Origin of the sequence: Rhodococcoides fascians A44A (assembly GCF_000760735.1) — a bacterium.
Lineage (GTDB): Bacteria > Actinomycetota > Actinomycetes > Mycobacteriales > Mycobacteriaceae > Rhodococcoides > Rhodococcoides fascians_E.
This window is the reverse complement of record NZ_JMEX01000007.1, coordinates 186,517-212,446: the sequence shown is the minus strand read 5'-3', so window position 1 is coordinate 212,446 and position 25,930 is coordinate 186,517. Positions and strand designations below refer to the sequence as shown.

Annotated in this window: 30 protein-coding genes and 2 pseudogenes; 21 read left to right on the top strand and 11 right to left on the bottom strand. The window is 62.7% G+C overall.

What is annotated here, in order from left to right; genetic code table 11:
• The first annotated feature begins 11 nt into the window (after positions 1-11).
• From BH95_RS11345 to BH95_RS11335, 3 genes are read left to right on the top strand one after another with little or no spacing between them, the layout of a single operon-like run.
• Complete coding sequence (locus BH95_RS11345) at positions 12-1,205, top strand: thiolase family protein (RefSeq protein ID WP_037182206.1); 1,194 nt, start codon at positions 12-14, stop codon at positions 1,203-1,205.
• Positions 1,206-1,207: 2 nt separating this feature from the next.
• Positions 1,208-2,419 (top strand): acyl-CoA dehydrogenase family protein, encoded by a 1,212-nt coding sequence (locus BH95_RS11340; protein WP_037182203.1) that lies wholly within the window; start codon positions 1,208-1,210, stop codon positions 2,417-2,419.
• On the top strand, positions 2,416-3,522 hold the full coding sequence (locus BH95_RS11335; RefSeq protein WP_037182202.1) for a CaiB/BaiF CoA transferase family protein: 1,107 nt from the start codon (positions 2,416-2,418) through the stop codon (positions 3,520-3,522). Before BH95_RS11340 ends, BH95_RS11335 begins: the two co-directional genes overlap by 4 nt.
• A 15-nt stretch (positions 3,523-3,537) precedes the next feature.
• Here the strand turns inward: BH95_RS11335 and BH95_RS29785 are convergent, their stop codons facing one another.
• The 3 genes and pseudogenes from BH95_RS29785 to BH95_RS11325 all read right to left on the bottom strand — a co-directional run bounded on the left by BH95_RS29785 (position 3,538) and on the right by BH95_RS11325 (position 4,480).
• Entirely contained in the window at positions 3,538-3,672 is a 135-nt protein-coding gene (locus BH95_RS29785; RefSeq protein ID WP_279615042.1) for a hypothetical protein, read from the bottom strand.
• A gap of 38 nt (positions 3,673-3,710) precedes the next feature.
• Positions 3,711-3,971 (bottom strand): annotated as a pseudogene (locus tag BH95_RS11330) (alpha/beta fold hydrolase); the annotation flags it as partial.
• A 29-nt stretch (positions 3,972-4,000) separates the two neighbouring features.
• Positions 4,001-4,480 carry a dihydrofolate reductase family protein gene (locus tag BH95_RS11325; RefSeq protein ID WP_347876816.1) on the bottom strand — a complete coding sequence of 160 codons (480 nt, stop codon included), beginning with the start codon at positions 4,478-4,480 and terminating at the stop codon, positions 4,001-4,003.
• A 202-nt stretch (positions 4,481-4,682) separates the two neighbouring features.
• Between BH95_RS11325 and BH95_RS28270 the strand changes: the two are divergent.
• A pseudogene (locus BH95_RS28270) lies at positions 4,683-4,864 on the top strand (TOBE domain-containing protein); the annotation flags it as partial.
• Between the two features lie 54 nt (positions 4,865-4,918).
• Here the strand turns inward: BH95_RS28270 and BH95_RS27790 are convergent.
• A complete protein-coding gene (locus BH95_RS27790; RefSeq protein WP_208601168.1) occupies positions 4,919-5,959 on the bottom strand; it encodes a hypothetical protein in 1,041 nt (346 codons plus the stop codon).
• A 148-nt stretch (positions 5,960-6,107) separates the two neighbouring features.
• Here BH95_RS27790 and BH95_RS11310 point away from each other — a divergent pair, with 148 nt between their 5' ends.
• The gene (locus BH95_RS11310; protein ID WP_037182197.1) at positions 6,108-6,350 is read left to right on the top strand and encodes a hypothetical protein; all 243 of its coding nucleotides are present in this window, start codon (positions 6,108-6,110) and stop codon (positions 6,348-6,350) included.
• A 17-nt stretch (positions 6,351-6,367) separates the two neighbouring features.
• On the opposite strand, the gene BH95_RS27785 is transcribed toward BH95_RS11310, so the two are convergent.
• The 4 genes from BH95_RS27785 to BH95_RS11285 all read right to left on the bottom strand — a co-directional run bounded on the left by BH95_RS27785 (position 6,368) and on the right by BH95_RS11285 (position 10,561).
• Positions 6,368-6,814 (bottom strand): hypothetical protein, encoded by a 447-nt coding sequence (locus tag BH95_RS27785; RefSeq protein WP_157773069.1) that lies wholly within the window; start codon positions 6,812-6,814, stop codon positions 6,368-6,370.
• A 124-nt stretch (positions 6,815-6,938) separates the two neighbouring features.
• Positions 6,939-8,684, bottom strand: a complete 1,746-nt coding sequence (locus BH95_RS11300) for a TerD family protein (RefSeq protein ID WP_037182196.1) — start codon at positions 8,682-8,684, stop codon at positions 6,939-6,941.
• A 764-nt stretch (positions 8,685-9,448) separates the two neighbouring features.
• Positions 9,449-10,030 (bottom strand): hypothetical protein, encoded by a 582-nt coding sequence (locus BH95_RS11290; RefSeq protein ID WP_244164932.1) that lies wholly within the window; start codon positions 10,028-10,030, stop codon positions 9,449-9,451.
• Between the two features lie 63 nt (positions 10,031-10,093).
• Positions 10,094-10,561 carry a DUF4190 domain-containing protein gene (locus tag BH95_RS11285; protein ID WP_157773067.1) on the bottom strand — a complete coding sequence of 156 codons (468 nt, stop codon included), beginning with the start codon at positions 10,559-10,561 and terminating at the stop codon, positions 10,094-10,096.
• A 163-nt stretch (positions 10,562-10,724) separates the two neighbouring features.
• Between BH95_RS11285 and BH95_RS11280 the strand changes: the two genes are divergently transcribed.
• The 5 genes from BH95_RS11280 (at position 10,725) to BH95_RS11260 (ending at position 14,277) form a co-directional block, all read left to right on the top strand.
• Positions 10,725-11,093 carry a hypothetical protein gene (locus BH95_RS11280; protein ID WP_052060029.1) on the top strand — a complete coding sequence of 123 codons (369 nt, stop codon included), beginning with the start codon at positions 10,725-10,727 and terminating at the stop codon, positions 11,091-11,093.
• Positions 11,090-13,036, top strand: a complete 1,947-nt coding sequence (locus BH95_RS11275) for a primary-amine oxidase (protein ID WP_037182195.1) — start codon at positions 11,090-11,092, stop codon at positions 13,034-13,036. Before BH95_RS11280 ends, BH95_RS11275 begins: the two co-directional genes overlap by 4 nt.
• Positions 13,037-13,224: 188 nt before the next feature.
• A complete protein-coding gene (locus tag BH95_RS29990; RefSeq protein ID WP_371828316.1) occupies positions 13,225-13,590 on the top strand; it encodes a WXG100 family type VII secretion target in 366 nt (121 codons plus the stop codon).
• 2 nt (positions 13,591-13,592) lie between these two features.
• Positions 13,593-13,859 (top strand): WXG100 family type VII secretion target, encoded by a 267-nt coding sequence (locus BH95_RS29985; RefSeq protein ID WP_037182186.1) that lies wholly within the window; start codon positions 13,593-13,595, stop codon positions 13,857-13,859.
• Between the two features lie 46 nt (positions 13,860-13,905).
• Complete coding sequence (locus BH95_RS11260; RefSeq protein ID WP_037182185.1) at positions 13,906-14,277, top strand: hypothetical protein; 372 nt, start codon at positions 13,906-13,908, stop codon at positions 14,275-14,277.
• Positions 14,278-14,387: 110 nt separating this feature from the next.
• On the opposite strand, the gene BH95_RS11255 is transcribed toward BH95_RS11260, so the two are convergent.
• Complete coding sequence (locus BH95_RS11255) at positions 14,388-15,149, bottom strand: GntR family transcriptional regulator (protein WP_167336904.1); 762 nt, start codon at positions 15,147-15,149, stop codon at positions 14,388-14,390.
• Between the two features lie 230 nt (positions 15,150-15,379).
• On the opposite strand from BH95_RS11255, the gene BH95_RS11250 reads away from it, so the two are divergent.
• The 7 genes from BH95_RS11250 (at position 15,380) to BH95_RS11220 (ending at position 22,653) form a co-directional block, all read left to right on the top strand.
• A complete protein-coding gene (locus BH95_RS11250; RefSeq protein ID WP_037182184.1) occupies positions 15,380-16,144 on the top strand; it encodes an inositol monophosphatase family protein in 765 nt (254 codons plus the stop codon).
• 5 nt (positions 16,145-16,149) lie between these two features.
• On the top strand, positions 16,150-16,428 hold the full coding sequence (locus BH95_RS11245; RefSeq protein WP_052060045.1) for a hypothetical protein: 279 nt from the start codon (positions 16,150-16,152) through the stop codon (positions 16,426-16,428).
• 1 nt (position 16,429) lies between these two features.
• Entirely contained in the window at positions 16,430-17,992 is a 1,563-nt protein-coding gene (locus BH95_RS11240; protein ID WP_037182183.1) for a sodium:solute symporter family protein, read from the top strand.
• On the top strand, positions 17,992-19,251 hold the full coding sequence (locus BH95_RS11235; protein ID WP_037182182.1) for a M20 family metallo-hydrolase: 1,260 nt from the start codon (positions 17,992-17,994) through the stop codon (positions 19,249-19,251). Before BH95_RS11240 ends, BH95_RS11235 begins: the two co-directional genes overlap by 1 nt.
• A 90-nt stretch (positions 19,252-19,341) precedes the next feature.
• On the top strand, positions 19,342-20,766 hold the full coding sequence (locus BH95_RS11230) for an amidase (protein WP_037182181.1): 1,425 nt from the start codon (positions 19,342-19,344) through the stop codon (positions 20,764-20,766).
• Positions 20,766-21,701, top strand: a complete 936-nt coding sequence (locus BH95_RS11225) for a phosphotransferase (RefSeq protein ID WP_052060027.1) — start codon at positions 20,766-20,768, stop codon at positions 21,699-21,701. Before BH95_RS11230 ends, BH95_RS11225 begins: the two co-directional genes overlap by 1 nt.
• Before the next feature lie 7 nt (positions 21,702-21,708).
• Complete coding sequence (locus BH95_RS11220) at positions 21,709-22,653, top strand: choline/ethanolamine kinase family protein (protein ID WP_037182383.1); 945 nt, start codon at positions 21,709-21,711, stop codon at positions 22,651-22,653.
• A gap of 27 nt (positions 22,654-22,680) precedes the next feature.
• Here the strand turns inward: BH95_RS11220 and BH95_RS11215 are convergent, their stop codons facing one another.
• Both BH95_RS11215 and BH95_RS11210 read right to left on the bottom strand, forming a co-directional pair.
• Entirely contained in the window at positions 22,681-23,037 is a 357-nt protein-coding gene (locus tag BH95_RS11215; RefSeq protein WP_279615044.1) for a DUF6188 family protein, read from the bottom strand.
• A gap of 26 nt (positions 23,038-23,063) precedes the next feature.
• Entirely contained in the window at positions 23,064-23,459 is a 396-nt protein-coding gene (locus tag BH95_RS11210; protein ID WP_037182180.1) for a YbaB/EbfC family nucleoid-associated protein, read from the bottom strand.
• A 55-nt stretch (positions 23,460-23,514) separates the two neighbouring features.
• Between BH95_RS11210 and BH95_RS11205 the strand changes: the two genes are divergently transcribed.
• From BH95_RS11205 to BH95_RS11190, 4 genes are all read left to right on the top strand, one after another.
• Entirely contained in the window at positions 23,515-23,841 is a 327-nt protein-coding gene (locus tag BH95_RS11205) for a WXG100 family type VII secretion target (RefSeq protein WP_080737997.1), read from the top strand.
• Complete coding sequence (locus BH95_RS29980; protein ID WP_052060024.1) at positions 23,841-24,134, top strand: WXG100 family type VII secretion target; 294 nt, start codon at positions 23,841-23,843, stop codon at positions 24,132-24,134. Before BH95_RS11205 ends, BH95_RS29980 begins: the two co-directional genes overlap by 1 nt.
• Before the next feature lie 123 nt (positions 24,135-24,257).
• Positions 24,258-25,454, top strand: coding sequence for a DUF6883 domain-containing protein (locus tag BH95_RS11195; RefSeq protein ID WP_157773065.1), 1,197 nt, complete (start codon positions 24,258-24,260; stop codon positions 25,452-25,454).
• On the top strand, positions 25,454-25,708 hold the full coding sequence (locus BH95_RS11190; protein WP_037182176.1) for a hypothetical protein: 255 nt from the start codon (positions 25,454-25,456) through the stop codon (positions 25,706-25,708). The genes BH95_RS11195 and BH95_RS11190 overlap by 1 nt, the downstream gene beginning before the upstream one ends.
• The last annotated feature ends 222 nt before the right edge of the window (positions 25,709-25,930 follow it).

Here is a 25,930-nt window from a genome sequence, read left to right as displayed (position 1 = left end):
GAAGGAACATCATGGCCAACGCAGTCATCGTCGACATCGTCCGCACCGGATCCGGCAAAGGAAAGCCAGGCGGTGCACTCTCGGGCGTCCATCCCGTCGAACTACTCGCTCACGTTCTGCGCACGCTGGTCGAGCGCAACGACCTCGACCCCGCGTTGGTCGACGACGTCATCGGTGGGTGTGTGCAGCAGGTGGGCGAGCAGAGCCTCAACATCACCCGGCAGGCGTTGTTGTCGGCCGGGTTCCCCGAATCGGTGCCGGCCACCACGATCGATCGGCAGTGCGGATCCAGCCAGCAGGCAGCGCATTTCGCCGCCCAGGGCGTCATCGCCGGTGCGTACGACGTTGTCATCGCCGCCGGTGTGGAGTCGATGAGCCGAATTCCCATGGGAACGGCCGGGATCGGGCAGGACCCACTCGGACCGGGCATGGCCAAGCGCTACCCGGACGGCTTGGTCAACCAGGGCATCTCGGCCGAACTGATCGCGGCGAAGTGGAAGCTGGACCGGTCCGATCTAGACGAGTTCTCCGCCGAATCGCATCGCCGCGCCGCCGAGGCCTTCGCTGCGGGTGCGTTTGCGTCGGAGATCGTCCCGATCTCGGTGACCGATGCGTCCGGGTCGTCGATCGAACACGCCTCCGACGAAACGGTGAGGGCGAGTACGACCGCGGGTGGCTTGGCCGGGCTGCGGCCGTCGTTCCACACCGACGCGATGGTCGAGCGATTCCCCGAGATCGGTTGGCACATCACACCAGGCAACTCCTCACCGCTGACCGACGGCGCCTCTGCGGCCCTCATCATGAGCGAGGAGATGGCGTCGAAGCTCGGCCTGACGCCCCGGGCCCGGTTCCATTCCTTTGCGGTTGCTGGCGACGACCCGCTCATGATGCTCACCGCCCCCATCCCCGCGACGAAGAAGATCCTCGGTCGCAGCGGCTTGAGCATCGACGACCTCGATGCGTACGAGGTCAACGAGGCGTTCGCGCCCGTTCCGCTGGCCTGGTCGCAGGAGTTCGGCGCCGATCCCGCGAAGCTCAACCCGCGCGGCGGAGCCATCGCCCTCGGGCACGCACTCGGCTCCTCGGGCGCCCGTCTGCTCGGCACGCTGGTCAACTACCTCGAAAGTACCGGTGGCCGTTACGGATTGCAGACCATGTGTGAGGGCGGCGGCATGGCGAACGCCACGATCATCGAACGGCTCTGAGCGTGAGTTTCACCCCGAGCGCGCGGACCGTCGAGCTGCTCGACCGCCTGCAGGGCTTCATGGACGGGTCGGTCTTTCCCGCCGAACGGGAGTACGACGAGTATTGCGCCACCACGGACGGGCATGCGGCCCCGCCGATCATCGAGACCCTCAAGACCGAAGCGCGGGCGCTCGGTCTGTGGAATCTGTTTCTGCCGGCCGAATCCGGGTTGACCAACCTCGAGTACGCGCCGCTGGCCGAGTTGTCCGGGTGGTGCAACGAGCTCGCGCCCGAGGCCATGAACTGCCAGGCACCCGACACCGGGAACATGGAGATCCTGCATCTGTTCGGCACCGAAGAGCAGAAGGCTCAGTGGCTCGAACCTTTGTTGGCGGGGACGATCCGGTCGGCGTTCTCGATGACCGAGCCCGACGTGGCAAGCTCCGATGCCACCAACATCACCACCTCCATCGTCCGCGATGGCACCGACTACGTCATCAACGGGCGCAAGTGGTGGACGTCCGGCGCGAACGACCCGCGGTGCGCGGTACTCATCGTCATGGGCAAGATCGACCCCGCCGCATCACGGCACCGTCAGCAGTCGATGGTTCTGGTACCGATCGAGACTGCAGGCGTGCGGATTCTGCGGTCCACGCCGGTGTTCAGCCGGCAGGACCGGCACGGGCACGCGGAGGTCGTGTACGAGGACGTGCGGGTACCGGTCTCGAACCTCATCGGCGAGGAGGGCGGCGGATTCGCGATCGCGCAGGCGCGGCTCGGCCCTGGCCGCATCCATCACTGCATGCGCGCGATCGGCGCTGCGGAGCGCGCGTTGGCCCTCATGGTCGATCGAGCGCAGTCCCGCAGCGCATTCGGTGGGCCACTCGCGGACAAGGGCGTCATCCAGCAGTCCATCGCGGAGTCCCGGCTGGCAATCGAGCAGGTCCGCTTGCTGTGTCACAAGGCCGCATGGACCATCGACACGCACGGCAACAAGGAGGCACGCGACTTGGTCGCCATGGTCAAGGTGCAGGCGCCGCGGACCGCGACGGCGGTGATCGACCGCGCCATCCAGGTGTTCGGCGGGGCCGGCGTCACGGACGACACTCCCCTGGCCCGCATGTACGGGTGGCATCGCGCGATGCGCATCTTCGACGGACCGGACGAGGTCCACCTCCGCGCAATTGCGCTCCGCGAGCTCGCGACCCGACGGTCGATGGAGGTGACCCGATGAGCGGGCCTTTGGACGGGTTAAAGGTGATCGAGCTGGCCGGCATCGGACCAGGACCGCATGCGGCGATGATTCTGGCGGACTTGGGTGCTGACGTGGTCCGAATCGACCGTCCCACAAACGGTCTCGATGTGCTCGAGGGCAAGCCGGATCATCTGCTGCGCAATCGCCGCGCCATCGTTGCCGACCTCAAGTCCGCGGAGGGCAAGGCGACGGTGTTGCAGTTGGTCGCCGAGGCCGATGTCCTCATCGAGGGTTACCGGCCTGGCGTGGCCGAACGTCTCGGCCTGGGGCCCGACGACTGCGCCGCGGTCAACGACCGTTTGATCTACGGCCGTATGACCGGCTGGGGCCAGACCGGTCCGCGCAGCCAGCGCGCCGGCCACGACATCAATTACATCTCGATCACCGGGGCTCTGCATGCGATCGGACTCGCCGGAGGCAAGCCGGTGGCGCCGCTCAATCTGGTGGGCGACTTCGGCGGTGGCTCGATGTTCTTGGTCGTCGGAATCTTGTCGGCCCTGTGGGAGCGCGAGCGATCCGGCTTGGGTCAGGTGGTCGACGCCGCGATGGTCGACGGCGCGAGCATCCTGATGCAGATGGCGTGGGCGATGAGGGGCGCCGACGCGTGGTCCACCGAGCGGGGCACCAACCTCCTCGACACCGGGGCGCCGTTCTACGACACGTACGAGACCGCGGACAACAAGTGGATGGCCGTCGGTTCGATTGAGCCGCAATTCTATTCGGTACTGCTGGCCGGACTCGGATTGAACGGGGCGGACCTACCCCCGCAGATGGATCGAGCCGGGTGGCCCATTCTACGAGCGCTGTTCACCGAGGTCTTCGCCACGAAAACCCGCGACGAGTGGGTGGCTGTCTTCCACAACGACGATTCGTGCGTGACGCCGGTTCTATCCATGGACGAGGCTGCGACCGACACCCACATCGCAGCGCGGGGAACGGTGATCAACGTCGACGGCGTCATGCAGGCAGCGCCGGCGCCGAGGTTCTCGCGGACTGCGGCAGGGGCTCCCTTGGCCCCGGGGACGGCGGGAGCAGATACGGACGAGGTACTTGCCGATTGGTTGGGGGGTCGGACTGGCTGACCGCACGTGACAATGTCACGGATGCGGCCTCGTCGCGGAGCTGACATCCACCGGCTCGATGTGTCGACGTCGCGCGAAGAGGACGATCGCCATCACGATCATGGTGAGGACGGCGATCATGCCCAGCGGATCGGTATCGCCGGGCGTCACCTAACCCGAGACGAGCGAGAAGTCCCACAAGCCGTGTCGAGGTCGAGCTCGTCGAGGAAGTCGGCGAGGATCCTCGCGACACCGCGCTGCGTCAGGTCGGCGTCCGCGTTCATGGGACTGCGGTGCGCGCCGAGCGGTAGCGTCGGCGCGATGCAGCGATAGTGGTCGTCGAACAGCGGGATCACCCTGCGCCACTGGGTTTCGTTCATCAGGAGGCCGTGTCCGAACACCAGCACAGGACCGCTACCGCCGGTATCGGTGTAGTCGACGCGTCCGGCCGACAGGTCGACGTGCGGCATGGTCCCCCTCCCCTGGATAGATAGACCAGCTAGGTTTTGGGCTGGTATCGCAAGATCATCGCTCCGGACCTGAGTTCGTCGCGACTGACCAGCGTCAGATCCACGTACTTGGAAAGCCCCGCAAACAGGTACGGCCCGTGACCTGCGAACCGGGGGTGAACGAGGATCTCGTATTCGTCGATCAAACCTAACTCGGTGAGTGCCAGTGGAAGCGTCACGCCGCCGACGTACAGGCCGTTGCCCGGTTCCTGTTTCAGTTGCTCGACAGCCTCTTTCAGATCTCCGCGCAGAAGCTCGGAATTCCAGTCGACCTGGTCGAGGGTGCTCGAGACGACGTACTTCTTAGCCCCGTCGATCATCCGGACGAACGGGTCTGTCTCGTCCGCGTCGGGCAACCTGAACGCAGACTCCATCATCTCGTACGTCACGCGTCCGAAGAGGAGCGCGTCAGCCTGGCCAAGCTTCTCGGCCGAGTAACGGTGCAGTTCCTCGTCCGCGATTGCTGCCATGTGATCGCAGCATCGTCGAGCGTGACGTTGATCGAGTATCGAAGCGGCCGCATGGGGGAAGGATAAACGCTTTCGATATGCGCTTCCCCTCGATTCGACGATCGATCCGGTGTCCTCCAGCTCCGTCCCGTCGCCCGCGATCGGAAAATGAGGTGTTCTCGCGGTGGACCGTACGCAGACGCGGAGTTGTTCGCACGACGGGATCGGACCCAGTACCGTTTCGACGTTGTTCATCTTGGCGACGGTGAAGGTCAAGCTCGATGGTGGAGATCAAACGGTCACGTCGTCTGTTACGAAGGAAGCCGCTGTCGACCTCGGTCTCGACAGGCGGGCCAGGCCGCGACGGTGTTCGTCAAGTCCACCGAAGTGACCATCGGCGTCGAAAAGGACGTTCCACCACCGACGGGGAGCGCCGCTTACTCGGTCCTCACATCCAGGTCACCGGTAGGGCTGCTCGTCGCAGGGGTGTATCGAGCTACGGGCCCGCGCGGACTCGAAGGTCTCGCCGTTGCTGGGAAAGAACCACAGCACCGACCGGTACGCCTGGATGCCGTCGCAGTCACCGAGGTCGAAGGCCACGACCGTGGCGTCGGCCATCGGCGCCGACGCCACACTGTCCGCGACGGCAACATTCAGCGCACGCCCCGAGCCCCGGGCCTCGGGGCCTCCCCAGTCCTGCCAGCTGATCTCACCCACGGAGCCCGACGGGCTGCCGCCGTTGTAGACCTGCGTCGGCCGAACTTCGCCGTAGCCGGCCTGGTTCGGGCCCCACACGCGACCCAGAACGGGTTCGACGGCCGGGGCCACGGAACCGGGTTCAGGCACCGGTCCACCCGACGCCTCGACGTACTCGAATCGGTAGCCACCGGTGGAGAACTGGAATCCCTTGCCCGAGCTATCCGACCGACACGAGACTCCGGATTCCTGGACGTTGCAGGTGAATCCGGAGACCGAGAGGGTCTGTCCGTAGGCAAGAACCGGCGTCGCGTCGTCCATCCGCCAGAACAACGCCTGGCTCAGACTGGCAAATCGTGCGTCCTCGGTTGCGTTCACCAGAATCGCGTTGGGAGCGCCCATTTCGTATGCCCCGAATCGCTGGACCTGCGGCGCCCCAGCAACCGGCATGTCGATGCTTGTCTTCGGCTGGCAGCCTGCCATCTGGCTGTCCGACCCACTCTGAGCACTGTCCGCCAGGACAGCGCACCGCCACAGACCGCTGGGAGTGGTGAAGTAGTAGCCGTTGGTACCGCCCGATCCGTACTCGAACGCGGCCGGATCGACGAGGTTCGACGCCGGCGCGCGTAACGCGGTGGTCGGGACGGCGGTGGTCGGGGCTGCGTCGCTCGCGGTGGAACCATCCGATCCTTGGAACGAGGTGATCGATTCGGGGACCTCTATCGGCTCCTCGGACGAACACGAGACCAGAGCGAGCCCGAAAACGGCAACCAGACCGAGCACTCCGCGGGCGCGATACGACATGAGTCGACGGTATGCGCGTAAGCGGCCGGGCGCAGTCCGACGTTCGCATGACCGCCCAAAATCAGCTGACCGAACGACTAGCTCATTGTGGGAAACCATGATTGGCTCGTGATTTCGATCGGTGACCGGACAAGTCGAGGATGGCCCCATGAAGATGCGCACTGCCCATTTGATGGCCGCACTGTCGATCACCTTCGCGTTCGGCTTGGTCGGTGCGGCATCGGCCTCAGCTGCTCCCCTGCCGAGCACAGGGAGCGCGGCGGTGGATACCGGCTCTGCAGCGGCGAACTCGGGTCTATCCGTCCTCGGTACGGGCTCGGCCGACATCTGGCAAGCACTCCAGTACCGGCTGTTCGGTCCATGCGCACCGTGGTCCACCGGCCGGTGCTAGACGGATTGAACGTCGCGCTACGGATTCGCCATTCTGTCGAAGCGCATATCCATCCACGCAATCCATTCGCCTTCGTGGAGACGCTCCCACAGCGTGGTCATATGGTCATCGCCCGCCGTGAAGCGAAACCAGCTCCGCACGCCCTCACCTTCAAGTAACAGAAGATCCGGTTCGCTCAACGACAACCGCATGGTGCCCGGCTGCGAAGACTCGTCGAACGCCACCATCAACCAGCCACCATCGGGATGCTCACCGCCGATCAACTCGTGCGCCAGCATCTGCTCGCCGCCGATGACGACGTCGACGTCGTGTGCGATCCAGTGTCCACCGGGCAACGATCGGTAGGTATCGGTGCCGTCGACGTGGGTTTCGAAAGAGCCGTGGGCGTCGAGGACGGTGCCGGAAGATTTCCAACGACCCAGAATCGGATCGAGCGCGGCTAGTCCCTGCGGTGACGAACTCATGAGACCTCCCTCGTTCTTGTGGACTTCGTTCGAGGACTGTGACCGGGCGAGGCTGGGAAAGTCATCGTGAACGGACGCAGCCCCGCCAGCACCACTCATGTGGTCCGACGACCAGGGTCAGTGTTTACTCGTCCACCTCTACGCCGTACCGCACGGCGAGTTCGGCCAACCCGTCGTCGTATCCCTGCCCGATTGCGCGGAACCGCCATCCCACTCCCCGACGGTAGATCTCGGCGAGGAGCATGGACCGCTCGGTCGTGGCAGCGTCCAGAACCGCAGCGGCGATGGGAGATTCCGTCCCGTCGAGGGCGATGGACACCGCCCCTATATCGCCGAACGTGCTATCGCCGTCGATGGCTGCCGCGACCACAATCCGATCACAGTCCGACGGCACGGAGGTCAGATCGATCCGTATACCCTGCTCGCTGTCTCCGTCGATAGTCAATGCCACTGCGCCGTCCGATGTCGCGGGCGCGTTGAAGAAAACGAAATCCTCGTCGCTCGAGACGACTTCGTCGCTGTTGAGCAGGAACGAAACGACGTCGACCGCGGTGGATCCAGGGTCACTGACTCGCCACGATGCGTTGACGGACAACGACGTCGCGGAAGCAGCGAGATCGACTACTCCCCCGCGCGGGACCAGCGGCGCGATCCTCGGTCGGACAAGGCTCACGACGGGTGGTTGTCCGACGTTCAGGGCGCTGTCGACCAGGAGCGGTGTCAGAACCGTGAGTCCCCGTTCGGCGACGCGCGGCATCCGAGGATCACCATCACCGTCGGCGAGTACCAAGACGTCCGTCACGCCAGCGCTCAGGTTGACAGCCGGCGTCGCACCGAGCTGTATCAACCGCGACCGCATCAGGACCGATTCGGCATGCGAGCCGCCCATCACCAGAACGCGACGATTCTGCCACGGCTTGCCGGTCGACGGAGAGATCAGGACCGGCGGAGGGACGACGACCGCTGCCCGCGCGACCTTGGGCGTCCCCGGGCGGATAGTGCGGAGGAGTTCGAGGAGCTCCGACTCGCTCACCACCTCCAGTCCGTGCGATCGAGCGCGGCGCACCTTGGCGCTGTCCGACGTCGGGTCGGAGCAGACCACCACGCTCGTGTAGCGACTCACCGAGTTCATGACATCGAGTCCGGCGTGCGTCAGGCGGGAAGCCAGCTGCAGCCGGGGCACATTCGTCTCTCCGCTGATCACGACGCGCATGCCCTGGATCAAACCCGAGGACGGCTCGAACCGGCCAGGATTCTGCCACTCGCAATCGGTACGGGGGACGGAGTCGGGATAGAGCGTCAGCCTCTCGGTACACATGGTTACCGGCAGCGGCAGGTCCAACGATCGGGCGAGGCGCGAGCTGTGGGTGAAGATCTGCGACAGCACGACAGCGTCGTCGTACGCATCGTGGGCGTTGGACTGCAGCACCTTCCAGTGGGCGGCCAGCGTCGCGAGCTTGTGGTTCGGCAGGTCGAGCTGTAGTCGCCGGGATAAAGCGACCGTGCACAGTCGCTGTTTGGTTGGCATGTCGATACCGGCCCGCATGGCCTCCAGCTTCAGAAATCCGTGGTCGAAGCTCGCGTTGTGCGCGACCAACGTCCGGCCGTCCAGCATCTCCATCAGCTGCGGGGCAACGTCCTCGAATTTCGGCGCTCCGGCCAGCCGTTCGGACGTGAGGTTGTGAATGTGGACCGGACCGGGGTCGCACCCCGGGTTGACCAGTGTCGAGAGTTCGCGGCCGACGGTTCCGTTCTCGTCGACTGTCAGCGCGGCGATGCTGAGTACGCGGTCACGGCTCGCCTTCAGTCCCGAGGTTTCGACATCGACGACCACCCAGCGGTCGTCCATGACCGCAGTTGCATTGCGCATCGATTTCTACTTCCCGACGATTGGGGCACAGCTCCGGTCACTATGCAGCATCGATCGCAAGGACCTACCCGGATCCGCAGCTGTTCTCGGATAATGAGATCACCCGCACGAACTTCATTCAGTCGGATGAATGAAACTGGTGATCTAGTCGAGTTTCTCCCTGGTCGATCGCTGAACCACCGAGGTCGCAGCAGTCCAGGAAGCTTGTTCTGATCGCTACCGGGGTGTTGCTTGTCTCGGCCATCGGGGGAACTACCGCCAAATTGGTTCACGACTCCAGCGTGGAGTCCGAACAACTGGCGACACAACAGTTGGCGCAGGATGCTGCAGATCAAGCCGCTCAGGAAGAGTCGGATCGAATCGCGGCCGCTGCAGCGGCCCAAAAGAAGTCAGACGACGCGGAGCGCCTCTCGAGGTCGATTTCGGTAATGAGGTCGGAGGCAGTGTCAAGAAAATGGCCGAGGACCACGTCCAGAAGGGCATCGTCGACGGACCGATCATTTCGGTGTCCTGTTCGCCTGTGAGCGGCGGTTCGACCGACGACCTCACTGCGAACACGACGGTGTTCGAATGCTTTGCTGCGACTGAGGATAACGGCGACGGAACCTGAGCGGGTTCAGTATTACTCCACGATGAACTGGACAACAGGCTCCTTTACGTACGGTCTCGGCGCGCCGTAAATCGAGATCATCCTGTGGTGAAGGACTGACAAGTCACCGACCCGCCTGGACCTTAGCGCGGAATCTGCTGGACACCCCTGTGCATCACTCGCACTGAGGGCCGGTGATGTAGCCCTGTTCACACCCGTACTGGGTCTGGATGTCTCCACTGGTGGGCTCTTCTCCGCACATCAGTCCACAACGTTCGTACCCGTTGACGACGCCATCACCATTGCGGTCCTCGGCTTCGTTGTACGGATATCCACTGGCGGCAGGGGGCACGGTGTCGATGCAGGCGGGGTCGTTCACGATGTAGGAACCGTCCGTATACACAGCCGTTCCGCCATAATCGCAGTACCGCAACTCCGGTTCAGGCGCTACGAAGGTGTCGCACTCCGACTCGTAGCCGGTTGTTCCATTCGAATACAACGCCGTGCCGGACTGATAGAGCAAGGAATCACCACACTCGAACGTCACCGGCGCAGGTTCGAGGACGGGCTCGGGTTCGCGAGGGGCCTCGAGGATGACCGCAGGTGGAGGCGCGACCGTCATGGAAGCCGACGGCGACATTGCAGGATTGGTCACGGACGTGGTCGAGGTTCCGGGATCCTCCGGATCGTTCGATGAGCAACCGAAGCACGCGATCGTGGCAACGCAGAGTAGAACGAGCAGGCGCGGTACGTGCACGGCGACCTCCTGAAAAGTGAGCACGGGCCAATGAAGTCGCAACGGTCCGCTGCCGACACGAGCTTATTGAGAGCAGGCTTCGATTTCCGCGGACGTTTCAGCGTTGCTGATGCAATCCAAATCGGAATCGAGATCGTCGACAGCTCCGAACACGATCGTGATCCCCCAAATGCCGAGTGCGATCGCGAGGACAGACACGACGACACCCGAGATGGCGGTTTTCTTATTGGTCGCCTTGTTCTTTCGGACCCTGGACATTCCGGCAAGACCGAGTATGAGTCCGACGATCCCGAGTATGAGGCAAATGAAGCCGGTGAACGGAATGATGCCGAACACCAACCCGACCACCGCAAGAATCAGAGACGCAAGACCGAAGCCATTCTTCTCGGGATTGACTGATTGCTGCGGCGCGTAGCCATACTGATAACCCGGCTGCGGCTGCCCGTATCCGGGCTGCTGTTGAGGATAAGCGTTCGGGTCGTAGTTCTGGGCCCCCTGGTTGGGGCCGGGTGGGTATTGCGGGTTCGACATTGCAGTCCTTTCATGGCGTGACACACATCACATCGCGGGTCTGCGTCGAACCGTTACCGAGCCGCCCGCACCAAGTAACACACCCCTCACAGAAGGCTCAAAAACCAGTAATGGTCTACCCCTACCGTCGACGGGACAGACGACGGGATGGGAGTGGACGAGGGTGTGGATCAACCGGATAGCCGCAGCTCTGGCCCTGGTGTCGGCCGTTCTACACGTGGCCATGGGCGTCACCGATGTCTCCAGCGCGCTTGTTACGGCCATGGCCCTCGTGTGTGCCTACTGCGCTGTGGATCTGCTTCGATCCGGAGGCAACAGAGCATGGGTGATGGTCGCGGCCACTAGCGCCGGCATGATCCTCGCGCACTCGTCGTTCCCAGCACACCATCACCCCGCTGGCCAGAGTTCGAGCATGACGACAGCGTCAGCTGTCGCTGCCGTCGAACTGGTCCTCGCGGCCGCTGTCGTCTTCTTTCGCACCCGCAGCATTCCCCCTGAGTTTCGACCCTACCCATTGCAGGAGTTCCGATGACCGATACGTTCGCGCCCGTCACCACCCACGCATTGGAACCGCTTAGTCCGCAGGAGATTTCGCAGGCGTCGGCGATCGTGATCCGCGAACAGAACCTCACATCCTCTGCACGCTTCGTCTACATCGAATTGAACGAACCGTCGAAAATGCAACTGAAGCAACTCCCTACTGACCGGCGCGCCTTCATCGTGCTGCGCGATCGCGACGCCCACGCCACCTTCGAAGCGATCGTTTCCCTCACCGAGGATGCGGTCGTCAGCTACACCGAAATCGAAGACGCTCAACCACCCATCACGCTCGAAGAGTTTCTGCAGTGCGAGGAGGTCATCAAGGCCGATCCGCGCTGGCAAGAGGCGATGATCAAGCGCGGCGTGACCGACTTCAGCCTGGCCATGGTCGACAAGTGGGCCAGCGGTCACACGACGGAGAACGACAATCCCGGCGGTCGACGCCTCGCCCGCCCTCTCACCTTCGTGCGTAGCGAAGCCCAGGAGAACGGGTACGCCCGCCCCGTGGAAAACCTGGTCGTGACAGTCGATATGGACACGATGGAAATCGTCGACGTCGCCGACACCGGCGTCGTACCCATCCCCCGGACTTCCGGCAACTACCTACCCGGCTTCTACGAACGCCCCGGCAACGTGCCTGAGTTCGCGCAGCAGCGTGCGCCGATGAAGAAGATCGACATCACTCAGCCCGACGGACCGTCGTTCACCGTCGACGGCCACTACGTCGAGTGGGCCAATTGGCGGCTGCGCGTGGGCTTCACACCACGTGAGGGACTCGTACTGCACGACGTCAACTACGTCGATCGCGGCACTGTCCGTCCAGTCATCCACCGGGCATCGCTGTCCGAGATGTACGTTCCCTACGGCGATCCCGGGGACAGTCAGTGGAACAAGAACGTCTTCGACGAGGGTGAGTACGGACTCGGCGTTCTCGCCAATTCGCTTCAGTTAGGCTGCGATTGCCTCGGCGAGATCCATTACTTCGACGCGTACGTCAACGACCAGGACGGGCAGCCGATCGAGCTCCCCAACGCGATCTGCATGCACGAGGAGGACTACAGCATCGGCTGGAAGCACACGGACTTCCGCGACAACCGTGGCCAGGTCCGTCGCAACCGTCGTCTGGTCGTGTCGTTCTTCGCGACGGTCGGCAACTACGACTACGGCTTCTACTGGCACCTCTACCTCGACGGATCGATCGAGTTCGAGATCAAGCTGACCGGCATCATCTCCACAGGCGCAATCGAGCCGGGGCAGATTCCCGAGTTCGGCACCCTCGTCGCACCAGGCCTGTACGGACCGCATCACCAGCACTTCTTCAGCGTGCGGTTGGACATGAAGGTAGACGGCGAGCGGAACAACCTGTACGAACTCGAAGCCGAGGCTGTCCCCGTCGGACCCGAGAACCCGCACGGCAACGCCTGGCGTCAGACCAAGCGTCAGTTGACCAGAGAGTCGGAGGCGCAGCGTGTCGCGGATCCGCTGAAGGCCCGCACGTGGTTGATTGCGAACGCGGACAGGACGAACAAGCTCGGTGGACACATCGGATACAAGATCGAGCCGTCGGGTGCGGTGGCTTTGCCTCTGGCACAGCCGTGTTCGCAGCAGGCACGTCGTGGCGGCTTCGCGACCAAGCACATGTGGGCAACGCCGTACATGGAGCGGGAACGCTACGCAGCAGGCGAGTACGTTGCCCAGAACCCTGGTCACGACGGGCTTGTCGCCTACACCGCCCAGGACCGGTCTTTGGAGGGCGCGGATCTGGTGATCTGGCCGACGATTGCTGCCCATCACGTCGTGCGACCGGAAGATTGGCCGGTCATGCCGGTCAGTCACGTGAGTCTGCACCTCAAACCGACAGGCTTCTTCGACGGTAATCCGATGCTCGATTTGGCACCTGAGACACCGAAGGTCGGTGGGCACTGCTGCGACTGATCACTGCGACGGAGTAAAGCGCCACACCCAGGGCAACCGGGGCCAATGATCGGAGAATTTCGCCGGCTCCGTGTTCGACATGGTGCTACACCCATCTTATTGATCCGACGCTCGCACGATCCTGTAGATTTCTCACAAGTCGAGACTGGGGGGTCTACTTTGAGTACCGTATTGGCCGGGTTGTGGGGATGCGTCGACGGTTCCAAATCGCAATCGAATTGGACGCGCTGATGGTCTACGCAGACAACCCTGACGCTGTCGTCGCTAGTACGCAGGCCATCGCCCACGCAGTTGACACGCTCACGTCAATCGCGCACGAACTCCGCGAGATACTCGTCAGGATGTCAACTGACGCCGAAGGGATTGTCGGAGAGTCTTGGTCTGGGGCTGCCGCAAACGACTACCTTTCCAAGTTGATGGCAGTGCGCAACCACGGCGGAGTCGTGTCGGACCGCTTGAAGATCTTGATCGAGGGACTTGGAGCGTCGAGCACGGGGTATGAGTCAACAGACTCGGCGAATGCCGGGTCGATCCAAATTTTGAAACTCAACTAGTGATGGACGAGAGCTACTCGGTGGATCTCGACGCGCTTCGCACGTTGACTAGCAGAACTGAAGGTTTCGCCTCTCTCATTGCGGAACGCACACGCGCGGCCGAAGCATCGGTGACCTCTCTGTCGGAGTGGTGGTCCGGTCCTGCAGCGGATGCATTCCACCTCGCGCATCATGAGTGGGTCCATTCCGCTGAGCTCCTGGTCGATGACATACGCGGGCTGGCAGCGTCCGCGTGTGCCGCCCATGAAGCTTATTCAGCTATGAAGTGACGCGTCGAAGCCCCGGTAACCACACCCCGATCGAATGGGACCTGCCATGAAAGACTACTCGCTGTTGCAAGGACTGGCCGGCGTTTACCTAGAGGACAGCTACGTACTCTCGATGTCGGAGGTTCCGGACAGATTTGTTTTCTCGCTCGATGCGGTGCTGACTCCAGAAAGTCCGCGTTACGAGCCGCCGAAGCCTGACGAGCAGTATTGCTACGCCCTGGGCCGACTTGTGTTCGACCAGGTAACCGCAGTGAGGTGGGTAACTAGGTCGCCCCAGCAATTCACAGACGCAGCCGGCGCCGTCGACTTGGGCAACATCGATTCTCTGTCTTATGACGGAGACGTGTACACCGCCGAAGGCGACTGGGGGTGTGTGGAAATACACGCGATGGCTGAACCACGGTTCGATTTCGATTGATCGCGCGGCGCTATGTAGTGCAAACGATGCCCGTCCACTCGACCGAAGTTCCGAGACCTGTGCCGTACTGCCGCGCGGGCGGTCGACTCGACGAGGTCTCTGAGACCCACTCACATGGGCGAAGCCCCCACGAACGATGAGGTCCGCACGTTCAACCGCGTCCGATCGGCCCGGAACAGATCCACCGAGTATTCGACGGGCCGTTCCTGCTGGTCGTATCCGATGCGTTCGAGCTTGAGGATCGGTGTGCCCTCCGGTTGCCGGAGCAACGCACCGACCGGCGCGGTGACGGTCGCCAGCTCGATCGACTCGTCCGCCATGCAGACCGATATTCCGAGCAACGTTCGTAGTGCTTCGTAGACGGAGTTCAGCGGCGTCTCCAGCACCCGCCCGCAGATGCTTCCGCTGAGATACATCTGCTCCAGCGACAACGTGTCACCGTCGGCAAACCTCAAGCGCAGCAACGACACAACCGGTCCATCACCGAGGACTCGCGCCGCATCCGCTGAAGGACTCGTCATCCGCGCAGAGATCACCTTCGTGCCGTCGCGAAAACCTTGCTCGTGCAACATCTGCGGCACACCTTTGACGGTGTTGAGGCTCCGCAGCAGCCTCCGACTTTGACATACTGACAGCGTGCTCTCGGGGGAGGGCGAACCCGGCGAGACTGCGGTCAGGTACGCACCACCCGCGCGGCCTTTCATCCGACGGATCACGCCATCGCGTTCGAGCAGGTCCATGGCTTTGCGCACAGTCGTCCGCGAGGTACCCAATCGCTCAGCCAGCTCGCGTTCGGGTGGCAGCCGAGGTACCGAGCGCTGCTCGAGCTCCTCCACCAACCGAAGTAGGGCTGCATGGGTGCGCTCCATCATCAGCACTGGTCCACCTCCTGACGTGTTGTCATTGCAATCTAAATGATCCCGACGCCTGCAAACCACCATCTACCTGCTGATTTACGCACGATTAACACCGCTGGTGTCCTATGTCATTCCACCCCGGCCACGCGTTACATGCAGTTCACACTTCGCGAACAAAACCAGAAATGGTCTACGCCCATCGTTCTCCCTGTCAGAGAAATCCACTCATCGAAAGGTGCACCACTGTGGAAGATTCCCGGTCGGCCCGCGCCGCACTCGGCGTGGAGCTCGCCCGCTCGGCGGGTGAGATCGCCCGCCGCTGGTTCGACACGTCGGCCCTCGCGGTCGAGTCGAAACAGGACGGTTCCCCTGTTACGCAGGCAGATCGCCAGATCGAGCAGTACATCAGGGCCCAGGTCACCGAGCACTACCCGGACGACAGCTTCCTCGGCGAGGAGTTCGGTGAAACCGCCGGAACGTCGCAGTATCGCTGGATCGTCGACCCGATCGACGGAACCAAATCGTTCGTTCACGGAGTTCCGCTGTACGCCAACCTGATCGCTCTCGAAGAAGACGGCACCATCGTCGCAGGCGTCATCAATCTGCCCAGCGCCGATGTGCTGATGCACGCCGAACGCGGCAAGGGATGCTGGAAAAACGGCAAGCAAGTTCGCGTTTCGGACAAAACGGAACTCGACGGCGCGTACGTCATGGCGACCTGGCTCGAGGACTGGCACCCGGACTCCATCGTCGACCTCCAGTCCGCAGGCGCCGTCATCAGAACCTGGGGAGATGCCTACGGCTACATGATGGTCGCGAGCGGCCAAGCCGAAGCGATCGTCGACCACACCACGCAGGCATACGATCTCGCCCCCATGCCGGTCATCATCGAAGAGGCCGGCGGCATGTTCACCTCGCTCGACGGAGCGCGAGACTTCAACGGCGGCAACGGCATCGCCTCCAACGGCGCCGTGCACGACTCGGTTCTCAAAATAGTCAACCAAGGATGACGCACATGAAAGAGTACATTCGCGGCCTGAGCCGGAAGAGCATCATGACGTTCTTCGGCAGCATCTACGCTCTCGCTCTGCTCTTCGCGCTGTTCCCACCGCTCTACATGTGGGGCAGCGGCATTCGCTTCGAGATCCTCGGCATTCCGTTCGCCATCATGTACTGGCTGATCAACGGAGTCGTTCTCGGCCTGACCCTCTGGGGCCTCTACATCGTCGAGGACATCCGCGGCGAACTCGATGAGGACCTCCTCCCCGCTACCGCACCCCTCACTGGAGAATGACATGTTGATCATGCTGGGAATGCTGGCGGTCTTCTACGCCATCGTCATCTTCATCCTCTACACCACACAGCAGAAGACGAGCCCCACGTTCGACGAGTACTCCGTCGGCGGCCGCTCCTACGGCCCCTGGTACGTCGCGATGAGCTACGTCAACTCGTGGTGGCCCGGATCGGTGTTCATCGCGTTCTTCGGACTCGCTAGCGGCGCAGGCGTGTTCGGCCTCTACGGCCTCGCGTACTCCAGCCTCGGCGTCGCGATGATGTACTTCATGGCCACCCGCGCCTGGCGTTGGGGAGCGAAGTACAACCTCCGCTCACAGCCCGACCTGCTCGGCCTTCGCTTCAACTCGCGCGGCACCAAGATCGTCGCCAGCGTCATCGGCATCGTCTCGCTGTTTCCGTGGGTCGTCCTCGGCATGCAGGCACTCGGCGAGGTCTTCCAGGTCGCCAGCGCCGGAGCATGGTCCGTCACCACGTGCCTGTTCGTCGGACTCGCCGTCATCGTCATCCGTCAGTTCTGGACCGTCAAGATGGGCATGCGCGGCCTGATCATGACCGACATGTTCCAGGGGATCGTCGCGTACGTCTTCTCCGCAGCGCTTTGCCTGATCCTGCTCTCCGGTGTCGCCGGCGGCCCCATCAGCTTCTCCACCCTCGGAGATGTCGCCGACGAGTACCTCAAGGTCCCCGGCGACGGCGATGCCTACGGCCCGTTTTACCTCTTCGCCCTCATCTTCACCGGTGTGGTCGGATCACTCTGCTGGCCGACGAGTTTCCAGCGCATCTACACCGCGTCGAGCGTGCGGGCCGTCAAGTCCGGCACCATCCGAACCGTCCTGATCTCCGGCGTCTTCTACTCGCTGCTCATGCTCGTCGGTATCGCCAGCACGGTCATGCCCGACGTCGTCGCATCGCCCCAGACCGGCTGGTTCACCATCGCGGAAAGCTACGGCGGAACGTGGCTGCTCGGACTCGCCGCCACCATGGTGTTCGCCGCATCCATGGGCCACATCGACGGAAGCGTCCAGGTCTGCGGCCTGCAGATCGCCAACGACCTCGTCAACTCCGACAAGCGCAAGCTCACCGACAGCCAGCTGACCAAGGTCGCGAAGATCAGCATGCTCGGCTTCATGGCCGCTGCAGCCGTCGTCGCCTACGCCACGTTCAACATGACGCGTCTGCAGCTCCTCGCCCAGATCTCGTACCAGGGCGTCGTGCAGCTCGCCATCCCTCTGTTCCTCGGTGTCTTCTGGCGCGGCGGCAACGGCAAGGGCGCGGTCGCCGGCATGGTCTCCGGCTTCACCGTCGCCCTCGTGCTCACCGCGATCTTCCCCGACGACATCGTCGGCCTCGGCAGCCTCACCGGCGGCGTCATCGGCATGGCCGTCAACCTGGCGGTCTTCCTCATCGTCTCCAAGGTCACCGGCACCACGGCCGAGGAGAAGGCCCGCGTCGACGCCATGTTCGAGGTCGGCAAGCGTCCCACCCGCACCGCTCCCGCAGATCTGTCCTTCGAGGCCCAGATCGACGAGATGGCCGCCACCCCTGCTCCGGAAAAGATCTAATGGGTTTTCTCGACGATTTTGCGACGATGTCCTCGTTCGGCGCCACTGCAGCTGGCGGCGTCGACCGGGAGGCAGCGACCGCGGACGACGGTCGAACCAGGCGGTTCCTCGCCGACTGGTTCGACCGGCACGGCCTCACCACCACCGTCGACGCCATCGGAAACATGTACGGCAGCGCCGAATTCGTAGCCGGTGCTCCCTACGTTCTGGTCGGCTCGCATCTCGACAGCCAGCCGACGGCCGGGAAGTACGACGGCGCCTACGGTGTCCTCGCTGCTGCCCACGCCGTGCACCATCTGAAAGAACATGTCGAACGTGGTTCGTTGACGCCGCAGTTCAACCTCGCCGCGGTCAATTGGTTCAATGAGGAAGGCTCCCGCTTCTCCCCTTCCCTCATGGGAAGCGGAGTCTTCATCGGCAAGTTCGACGCCGACGACATCCTGAAGCTCACCGACCGTACCGGAGTCAGCGTGCGAGATGCTCTGTCCGATATCGGGTTCCACGGCAACGACTCGGCACCCGAAGCCGTCTCCTATGCCGAGATCCACATCGAGCAAGGCCCGATCCTCGAACAAGAGGGCACGACGATAGGCGTCGTGACCGCCAACTGGGCAGCGCGCAAGTACTCGATCACCGTGCACGGCGAGCAGTCGCATACCGGCGCAACGCATATGGCTCTGCGTCACGACGCATTGGTCGGCGCATCTCGGGTCGTTCTCGCCGCCCGAGAACTCACGAGAAAGTTCGACGACGGACTGCTGCTCGCGTCGGTCGGGCAGTTCGACGTGGAACCCAACTCCCCCATCGTCGTGCCGTCGAAGGTCACGATGGCCGTCGACCTCCGGTCCTCGGATCCGGGTGTGCTCGAACAGGCTCACGAAATGCTGCTCGCTGCCATCGCCGACGAGGTCGAGGTCAACGTCAGCATCGACACCTCGTCGTCACGGCCGTCGACGACTTACCAGCTCGAGGGCGTCGAACTCGCCGAGGAGGCGGCGAAGGACCTGGGACTGTCGTATCGCCGGATGCTCACGATGGCCGGGCACGACTCGGTCAACCTCAAGGACATCGTCCCGACGGTCATGCTCTTCGTCCCCAGCGTCGACGGCATCTCGCACAGCGAGAAAGAACTGACGCGCGACGAGGACCTGCTCGCCGGCGTGAAGATGCTGACCGAAACCGTCGCGCGCATGGTCCGGGGCGATATCGGCGCAGCTCATCCTGCAGAACTCGCCAGCAGCATCCACACTTCGTCCTAGGAAGAAGGCGCACATGATCGACTTGCCCGCTACGACTGCTGCGATCGCCGGCAGCTCGCGAGTCGACGCGCTCGGTTCGAAAGGCCTTCGATGAATCCGCTTCTCACCAAGTCCGTCGCCGAGATTCGCGACGCGTTCGCGTCCGGCGACACCACGCCCCTCGATGTGCTCGACGCGACGCTCGAGCACATCGAGGTCACCAATCCGGTGATCAATGCGATCGCGTACGTGGACGAATCGGGTGCGCGCGCTGCGGCGGAGGCGGCGACCGATCGTCTTCGGGCCGGGCAGTCTCTCGGTGGTCTCGACGGCATTCCGGTGACGATCAAGGATTCGGTGCATGCGATCGGGATGCCGTGGCGTCACGGTGTTGCCGCCAATGCCGACCTGAAGATGTCGACGACGGACGCTCCCCCGGCTGCGCGTCTCAAGGAGGCGGGGGCTGTCATCGTCGGCAAAACCACGATGCCCGATATGGGCATGATGGCCGCCGGCGTCAGTTCGCTGTACGGGATCACGCGCAACCCATGGGACCTGAGCCGCAATACCGGTGGGTCCAGCTCAGGTGCGGGAGCGTCTCTGGCGTCGGGCATCGGTTTCGGTTCCGTCGGTTCGGATATCGCCGGATCGGTGCGGCTTCCTGCCGGGCACTGCGGACTGGTGGCGCTCAAGCCGACGCAGGGACGCATCCCGCATGTGGCGCCGTCGACGATGCGGTCGGCCGGCCCGATGGCCCGCAGCGTCGATGATCTGATCGATCTGTACCGCGTCATCTCCTGGGCGGACCCGCGGGACACGTGGAGCCTGCCGTCCGAGGACACAACCGACATTCATGCGCCGCTGTCGCCTGCGGGGCTCAAGATCGGCGTCATGCTCGACATGGGCTACGGCCACAGCGTCAGCGACCCCGTCGCTGCTGTGGTCCGGAATGCTGCCGCGCAGCTGAGTGCTGCCGGAGCGGTTGTCACCGAGATGCCGCCGGTGTTCACCTACGATCCCTATCCGGCGCTCGATCGCCTGTTCCAGGTGCGTGCGCGGACGGAGTGGGAGTCCATTCCGGAGGCGCGTCGGTTCGAGGTCCTCCCCGCCGTGGCGGAATGGGCCTACGGCGCAGCGCGCTATTCGGCAACGGACTTCTCGCGCGACACCGACTCGGTGATGCGGTCGCAAGAGTTCGTGCGGGCGAAGACGAGTGAGTTCGACTTCGTGATCAGTCCGGTGATCCCGACGGTTGGGTTCGGCGCCGAGGTGGTCGGCCTCGATCCCCTGCAACCGTTGGGGCACTGCAGCTTCACTGCGTGGTTCAACCAGACCGCGCAACCCGCCTCGGCATTGTGCTTCGGCTTCAGCACACCGTTCGGTACCAACTCGGGCATGCCCATCGGCATCCAGGTCGTCGGACCACGCTTCGCGGACCAGGCCGTCCTCAGACTGACGAAATGGCTCGAAACTCAGCGTGAGATCGCCATGGACTGGCCGGTCGACGTGGCGGCAGACAAGATCGGAGCAGCCTGATGACTGTACGAAACCTATTAAGCGACATCGGCGTCTGGACCACCGGTGACGTCGTGTTGGACGCAGGACCCACCATGGCGAGCCCGAGTTGGTGGGGCGCAGATTCCGAGCGCTACTCCGGACGAGCCGATATCGCCGACGACGCCGTGGGCTCGGCCGCGTTCGTCAAAATCATGGAGACGCAGGCACATGACTACGTCGACTTCGCAGCGACGTTCGCTTCCGCTACCGCTGCTGGGAATGCCGGGATCGGCCCGAGGACCTTCATTTCCGACGCCGACTCCGGCGTGTTGGTAATGGAGGACTTCACCGGTGTCTCGTCGACCGCCACCCTGGATCTGTTCGACGAGGACGCGAACGTCGAGAAGCTGGTGGCGCTCCGGAAGTCGGTGCACGGGTTGACCGGGGTGACGCGCCGGGCATCGGCGTTCGACGACCTCGCTGTCGTGCGCGGCTTGATCGCGAGAGTCGGCGGTGCATTGCCAGCCGACTTCGACTGGATGCTGCGCACCCTTGCCCCGGCGCAGGAACGTATCGAATCCGCCGGTTTCGACGCGGTCCCCTGCCACGGTGACGGCAACGTCTCCAACGTTCTGATGCTCGACGACGGCACCATGCGCCTCGTCGACTGGGATGTCGCGGCGGTTATGGACCCGCTGCAAGACATCGGTGCGCTGTTGGCCGAGATCCGGCCGTTCGACTCGGATGCACGCGAGGTCTTCGAGATGGCGTGGGGTTCGTTCGACAGTGCGCTGTTCGATCGGGCTCGGATCTATGGCATCGCGGACTCGCTGCGCTGGGCGCTGATCGGATTGTATTGCGATGCAGTCAAGCCCGGGACGCACGAGTATTCGAAGTTCTCCGATTGGCAGTTCCTTCGGGCGCGCGCTGGTTTGCGTGACCCGCATTTCGACGACCGAGTACGGAACATCTGAGGTGACCATGAACGATATAGCTGTCGGATCTGCCCGCACCGAACCCGAGCGTCAGGTCGAGAAGGCCCTCGCTGCCGTCACCGAATGGGAGGGTCTGAACATCACCTACTCCCCCGTGACCGGTGGGTTGATGAACAGCAACTGGCGCATCACCGTCGAAGGCCAACCCAAGCGCTACTTCATGAAGCTTCCCGGTGCTGGCACCGACTCGTTCATCGACAGGTCTCTGGCAAACGAAGCAGCGCGTCGCGCCGGTGCGTTGGGTATCGGGCCGGAGGTGGTGCTGTTCGATCCGATCACCGGTGTCGAGGTGATCGAGTTCTTGGAGGGCTATCGGGCGTGCACGAACGGTGATCTGAAGCGTCCGGAGATTCCGCTGGGGATGATCGATGTGTATCGGACGCTGCATTCGGGCAGCAAGCTGAGCGTCACGAAGACGATCTTCGACATGATCGACGAGCACCTCGAACAGGTTGCCGAATTGGGTGTGCGGCTGCCGCGTGATGCGGAGGTGATCCTGACCGAGTACCGGCAGGTGAAGAAAGCGATGTTAGCGTCAGGCTTGGATCTGGTTGCGTGCCATAACGACCCGATGCCGGGCAACATTCTCATCGGTGACGGGTTACCGATGAAACTGGTGGACTATGAGTTCGCGTCGAACAACGATCGGGCCTACGAGCTGGCTGTGTTGGTCACCGAGATGTTCTATGGCGAGCAGCAGGTCATGGAGTTGATCGAGGAGTTCTTCGGTAAAGCGGAGTGGTCCATGATCTCGCGGGTGCAGGTGTGCAGCTTCCTAGCGGACGTGAAATGGGGTCTGTGGGGGTGTGTGAACCACAAGTTGAGCGGGGCCTGGGACTTCGACTACCACAAATACGGGTCGTGGAAGCTGGCGCGGGCGAGGATAAAAATGTCGGACCCGCGATGGGCGTACTGGGTTCAGTCGTTGTGAGACGACCGAGCAACCTCGTCGAAGGACTCAGTCCCAGCTGGCGAGTCCTCCGCCAGCCACACTCACGACTGTGAAACCACCAGGGCCTGCGATGGTCCAAGCCTCGTAATCGGGGTCGGCCGGAACCTCGAGGCGCGCACCATCGCTGAAGGCAATTCTCAAACCACCACCTGCGTCCGATGCTTGTGCGTCGCGGACCTTTCGACCCACGAGTAGGCCAAGAACAGGATTGTTCGAAAGCGATTCATGAGGTACGCCTTCGAAGCGTTCAAGACCGGACTCGATCACCTGAAAAGCCGACTTCATCCGAATCTCGTAACCTTTGATGGTCCGTAGGACGAGCGAAAACCCGAACTCGATCGACTCGATCGTCTCGCCTACAATCGGAATCTCTGTTGCTTACCTGTGAATCAAGGACGTTCCATCCATGGATGCTCCGACTGGTGGATGGTATCTGCTCGAGCATCACCACCGTAACCGTTGCCCAAGGTTACGTTTTCGATCATCGCGACCGCCTTCGCGAACGTCGGATCCGATTTGAATTCGGACAAGATCGCTGCGGTTCGCTGACCAGCGTCCTGCCTGGCGCGCTTAGTTGCCTCCAGAATCATCGGAGCGAGGCGTGATGGCGCCACCGCACTGAGAGAGTCCGAGAGTTGAAAGTGCGTGATTCTGCCTCCCGCGTCAACTGTCACGCTGATGCCGGACACCGATGTGTACTCACCGTTGACCTGAGCGAGTTCATCGCCGAGTCGAAAACTGTTCGCTTCTATCGCCGCGATCGCTGCCGCATCTTCTGTCGCCATGGACCCTCCCTTGCTAGGCTGCAGCGGAGATTAGCAAAGCCGGGGGGCGAGCACTATGTCTGAACTTGAAGTGGACATCGACGACATCATCGATACCGAACGTTTCGCGCGCACCATCGCAGACGATATCGCGGGGCGGTTGACGTCGCTGACCGTGTCGGTGAACCAACTTGTCGACGGCCAATGGGCGGGCGTCGCTGCAAGCGCATTCGTACCAGATTGGGAGCAGTGGCGACACGGGGTCAGCTCCGTGCTCGACGGCATAGCTCAGACACGCGAGCATCTGCTCGCAGCCGTACACTCTTACTCTCAGCAAGATTCCCACAACTCGGGAGCGCTCGAATCGGCGAAGACCGGGGCTACCGGATTTCTGGCACTCTGATGGCCAGGCGTCTGACCGCAGATCTGGAAGCGCTTCGATCGATCGTGGATCAGATGCAGAAGGACTCTGATTTCGTCGAGGATCGACTGCGGGTGCTAGATGATCGGATGGACACGCTGAGAACTACCTGGCAAGGGGTAGCGTCCACCGCCCAGTCCGATGCTCACGCCGAGTGGGCCAGTGGAGCGCGTGCTATGCGGAGCGCATTGGATAGCCTTCGCAGCCGACTCGAAGCCGCACACAGCAATCTGGAAGCGGCCGTGAGTGCGAATGCGCGAATGTGGGGCCTCTGAGCCATGTCTATCGACTGCCTGCCACATGAATTCGCAGAAGCGTCTGTAAAGCTCGCGGATGCCAATCATGCCGGTGCACAGCATGTCTCGACCTTGAGCAACGCACTTATGGGGTTCGGAGGCATGGCCGGCTCTGACAACGTCGGCACCGACTGGGCGACGACGTACGACGCGATTGCCGCGGACGCACTGTCAGCGGGGCTGTGCACGACCATTGCAGCTCGACAGATCGCAGAACTTCTGCACGCCACGGGTGCGAATTACGCCGAGGCCGACCAGTGTTCCGCGCCGGGGTTCGTCATGACCGACTTCCCACCTGCTCCGCCGGTCGAGGACGATATCCCGGAGAACAGCTCAGGTTTGCCCTCTGCCGCGGGCGGAGATACAGACGAACCATGGGGATGGGATCTGATCTCCGGAATCGTCGGTTACGCCTGGCCCAACGGCCACCAAGACCAGCTTCGGTCAGCGGCAGTCGCGTGGCGAAGTGCGGAATCCGGCATTCGGCAAACACCACCCTTGATCGACGCAGCAATCTCTCTGGTGCAGGCCCAGCGGACTCCAGAGGTCGATGCCGCCGTATCGGAGTGCTCGACGCTTCGTCAGAACAGTGTCGATGTCGCCGACTCGTTTGCCGCGACAGCGCGTGCGTGCGACGACTACGCCCAGCACCTGGACGACGCGCATCACGAGATCATAGAGATGTTGAAGGATCTCGTCATAGAGACGGCGGCGATGGCGGCTGCCGGAGCCGCACTTTCGTGGTTGGGCGGACTGTCGCTCGGCGCATCGGCGGCGGGTATCTCGGCTCGAATCGCTGTGGTTGCGGCTCGTGTCGCCTCTGTGATTTCGAAGCTCCGCGCCGCGGTGAAGATAGTCACCACTGCACTCGAAGCCAGCAGGGTCGGCCAGGTTGCGGTCAAAGCTCTGGCCTCGATGAAGGCGTTGCTCGTACGGGTCGGGGCAACCAAGATCAACCCACACGACGTCGCGAAGGCGGATGTGCGTAAGTTCTCCGAGTACGTACTCGATCCGTCCAAATCCAAGGGCAAGTCTGAAATCTTCGCGTCATTCGGCTACACGAAAGCAGACGCTGACCAGCTCATGGAGCACTACATCGCCAAAGCGAACGAGGCATTCCTTGCAGGAAAGTTCGAACTCGGAACGATCGACCAACATGGGCAGCGGCTGAGTATCCCCATCGAGCTCGTCGGCCAGAACAGTGCGGCGGGCAAGAGCGCAATGATCGAGACTGGCTGGATACTGTTGAAGGACGGAACAATAAAGCTGACAACCCCTTTCACCGGATGGGTAAAGTAATGAAGAACGGAAGATTTGAAGATTTCGAACTGGCTCGCGTTGTCACTGACAACCTCGCTCATCTGAAGATTGGCCGTGGCGACCTCGTTACGATCCTCGAAGCGTCTGGCGACGGCTACCTTGTTCAGGCTGTGAACATGAACGAAGACCTCGACATGCCCTGGGGCGGTGCTGCACCCGAAGACTTGGAGCCGTCCGACGGAACGGACGATAATGGGAACTCGCTAATGCGGCCGATCCCAGGACCACCCTGAAATAGCAACGAAATTTGTACTTGTGGATGAAATAGGCAGCGTTGAACCCGAAGATGATCTTCTCCTATTTCGCGCGTCCAGCTCAAGGAAGAGACTTTCTGAAGCTATTACCATCACCCCGTCTCTTCAGAGATCGAAACGGGGACCCGTTTAATCTGACGGGGCTCGTCCACAAAGCCACCAGTCCTACGCCACGACACTCGCCGTATACATACGACTTTT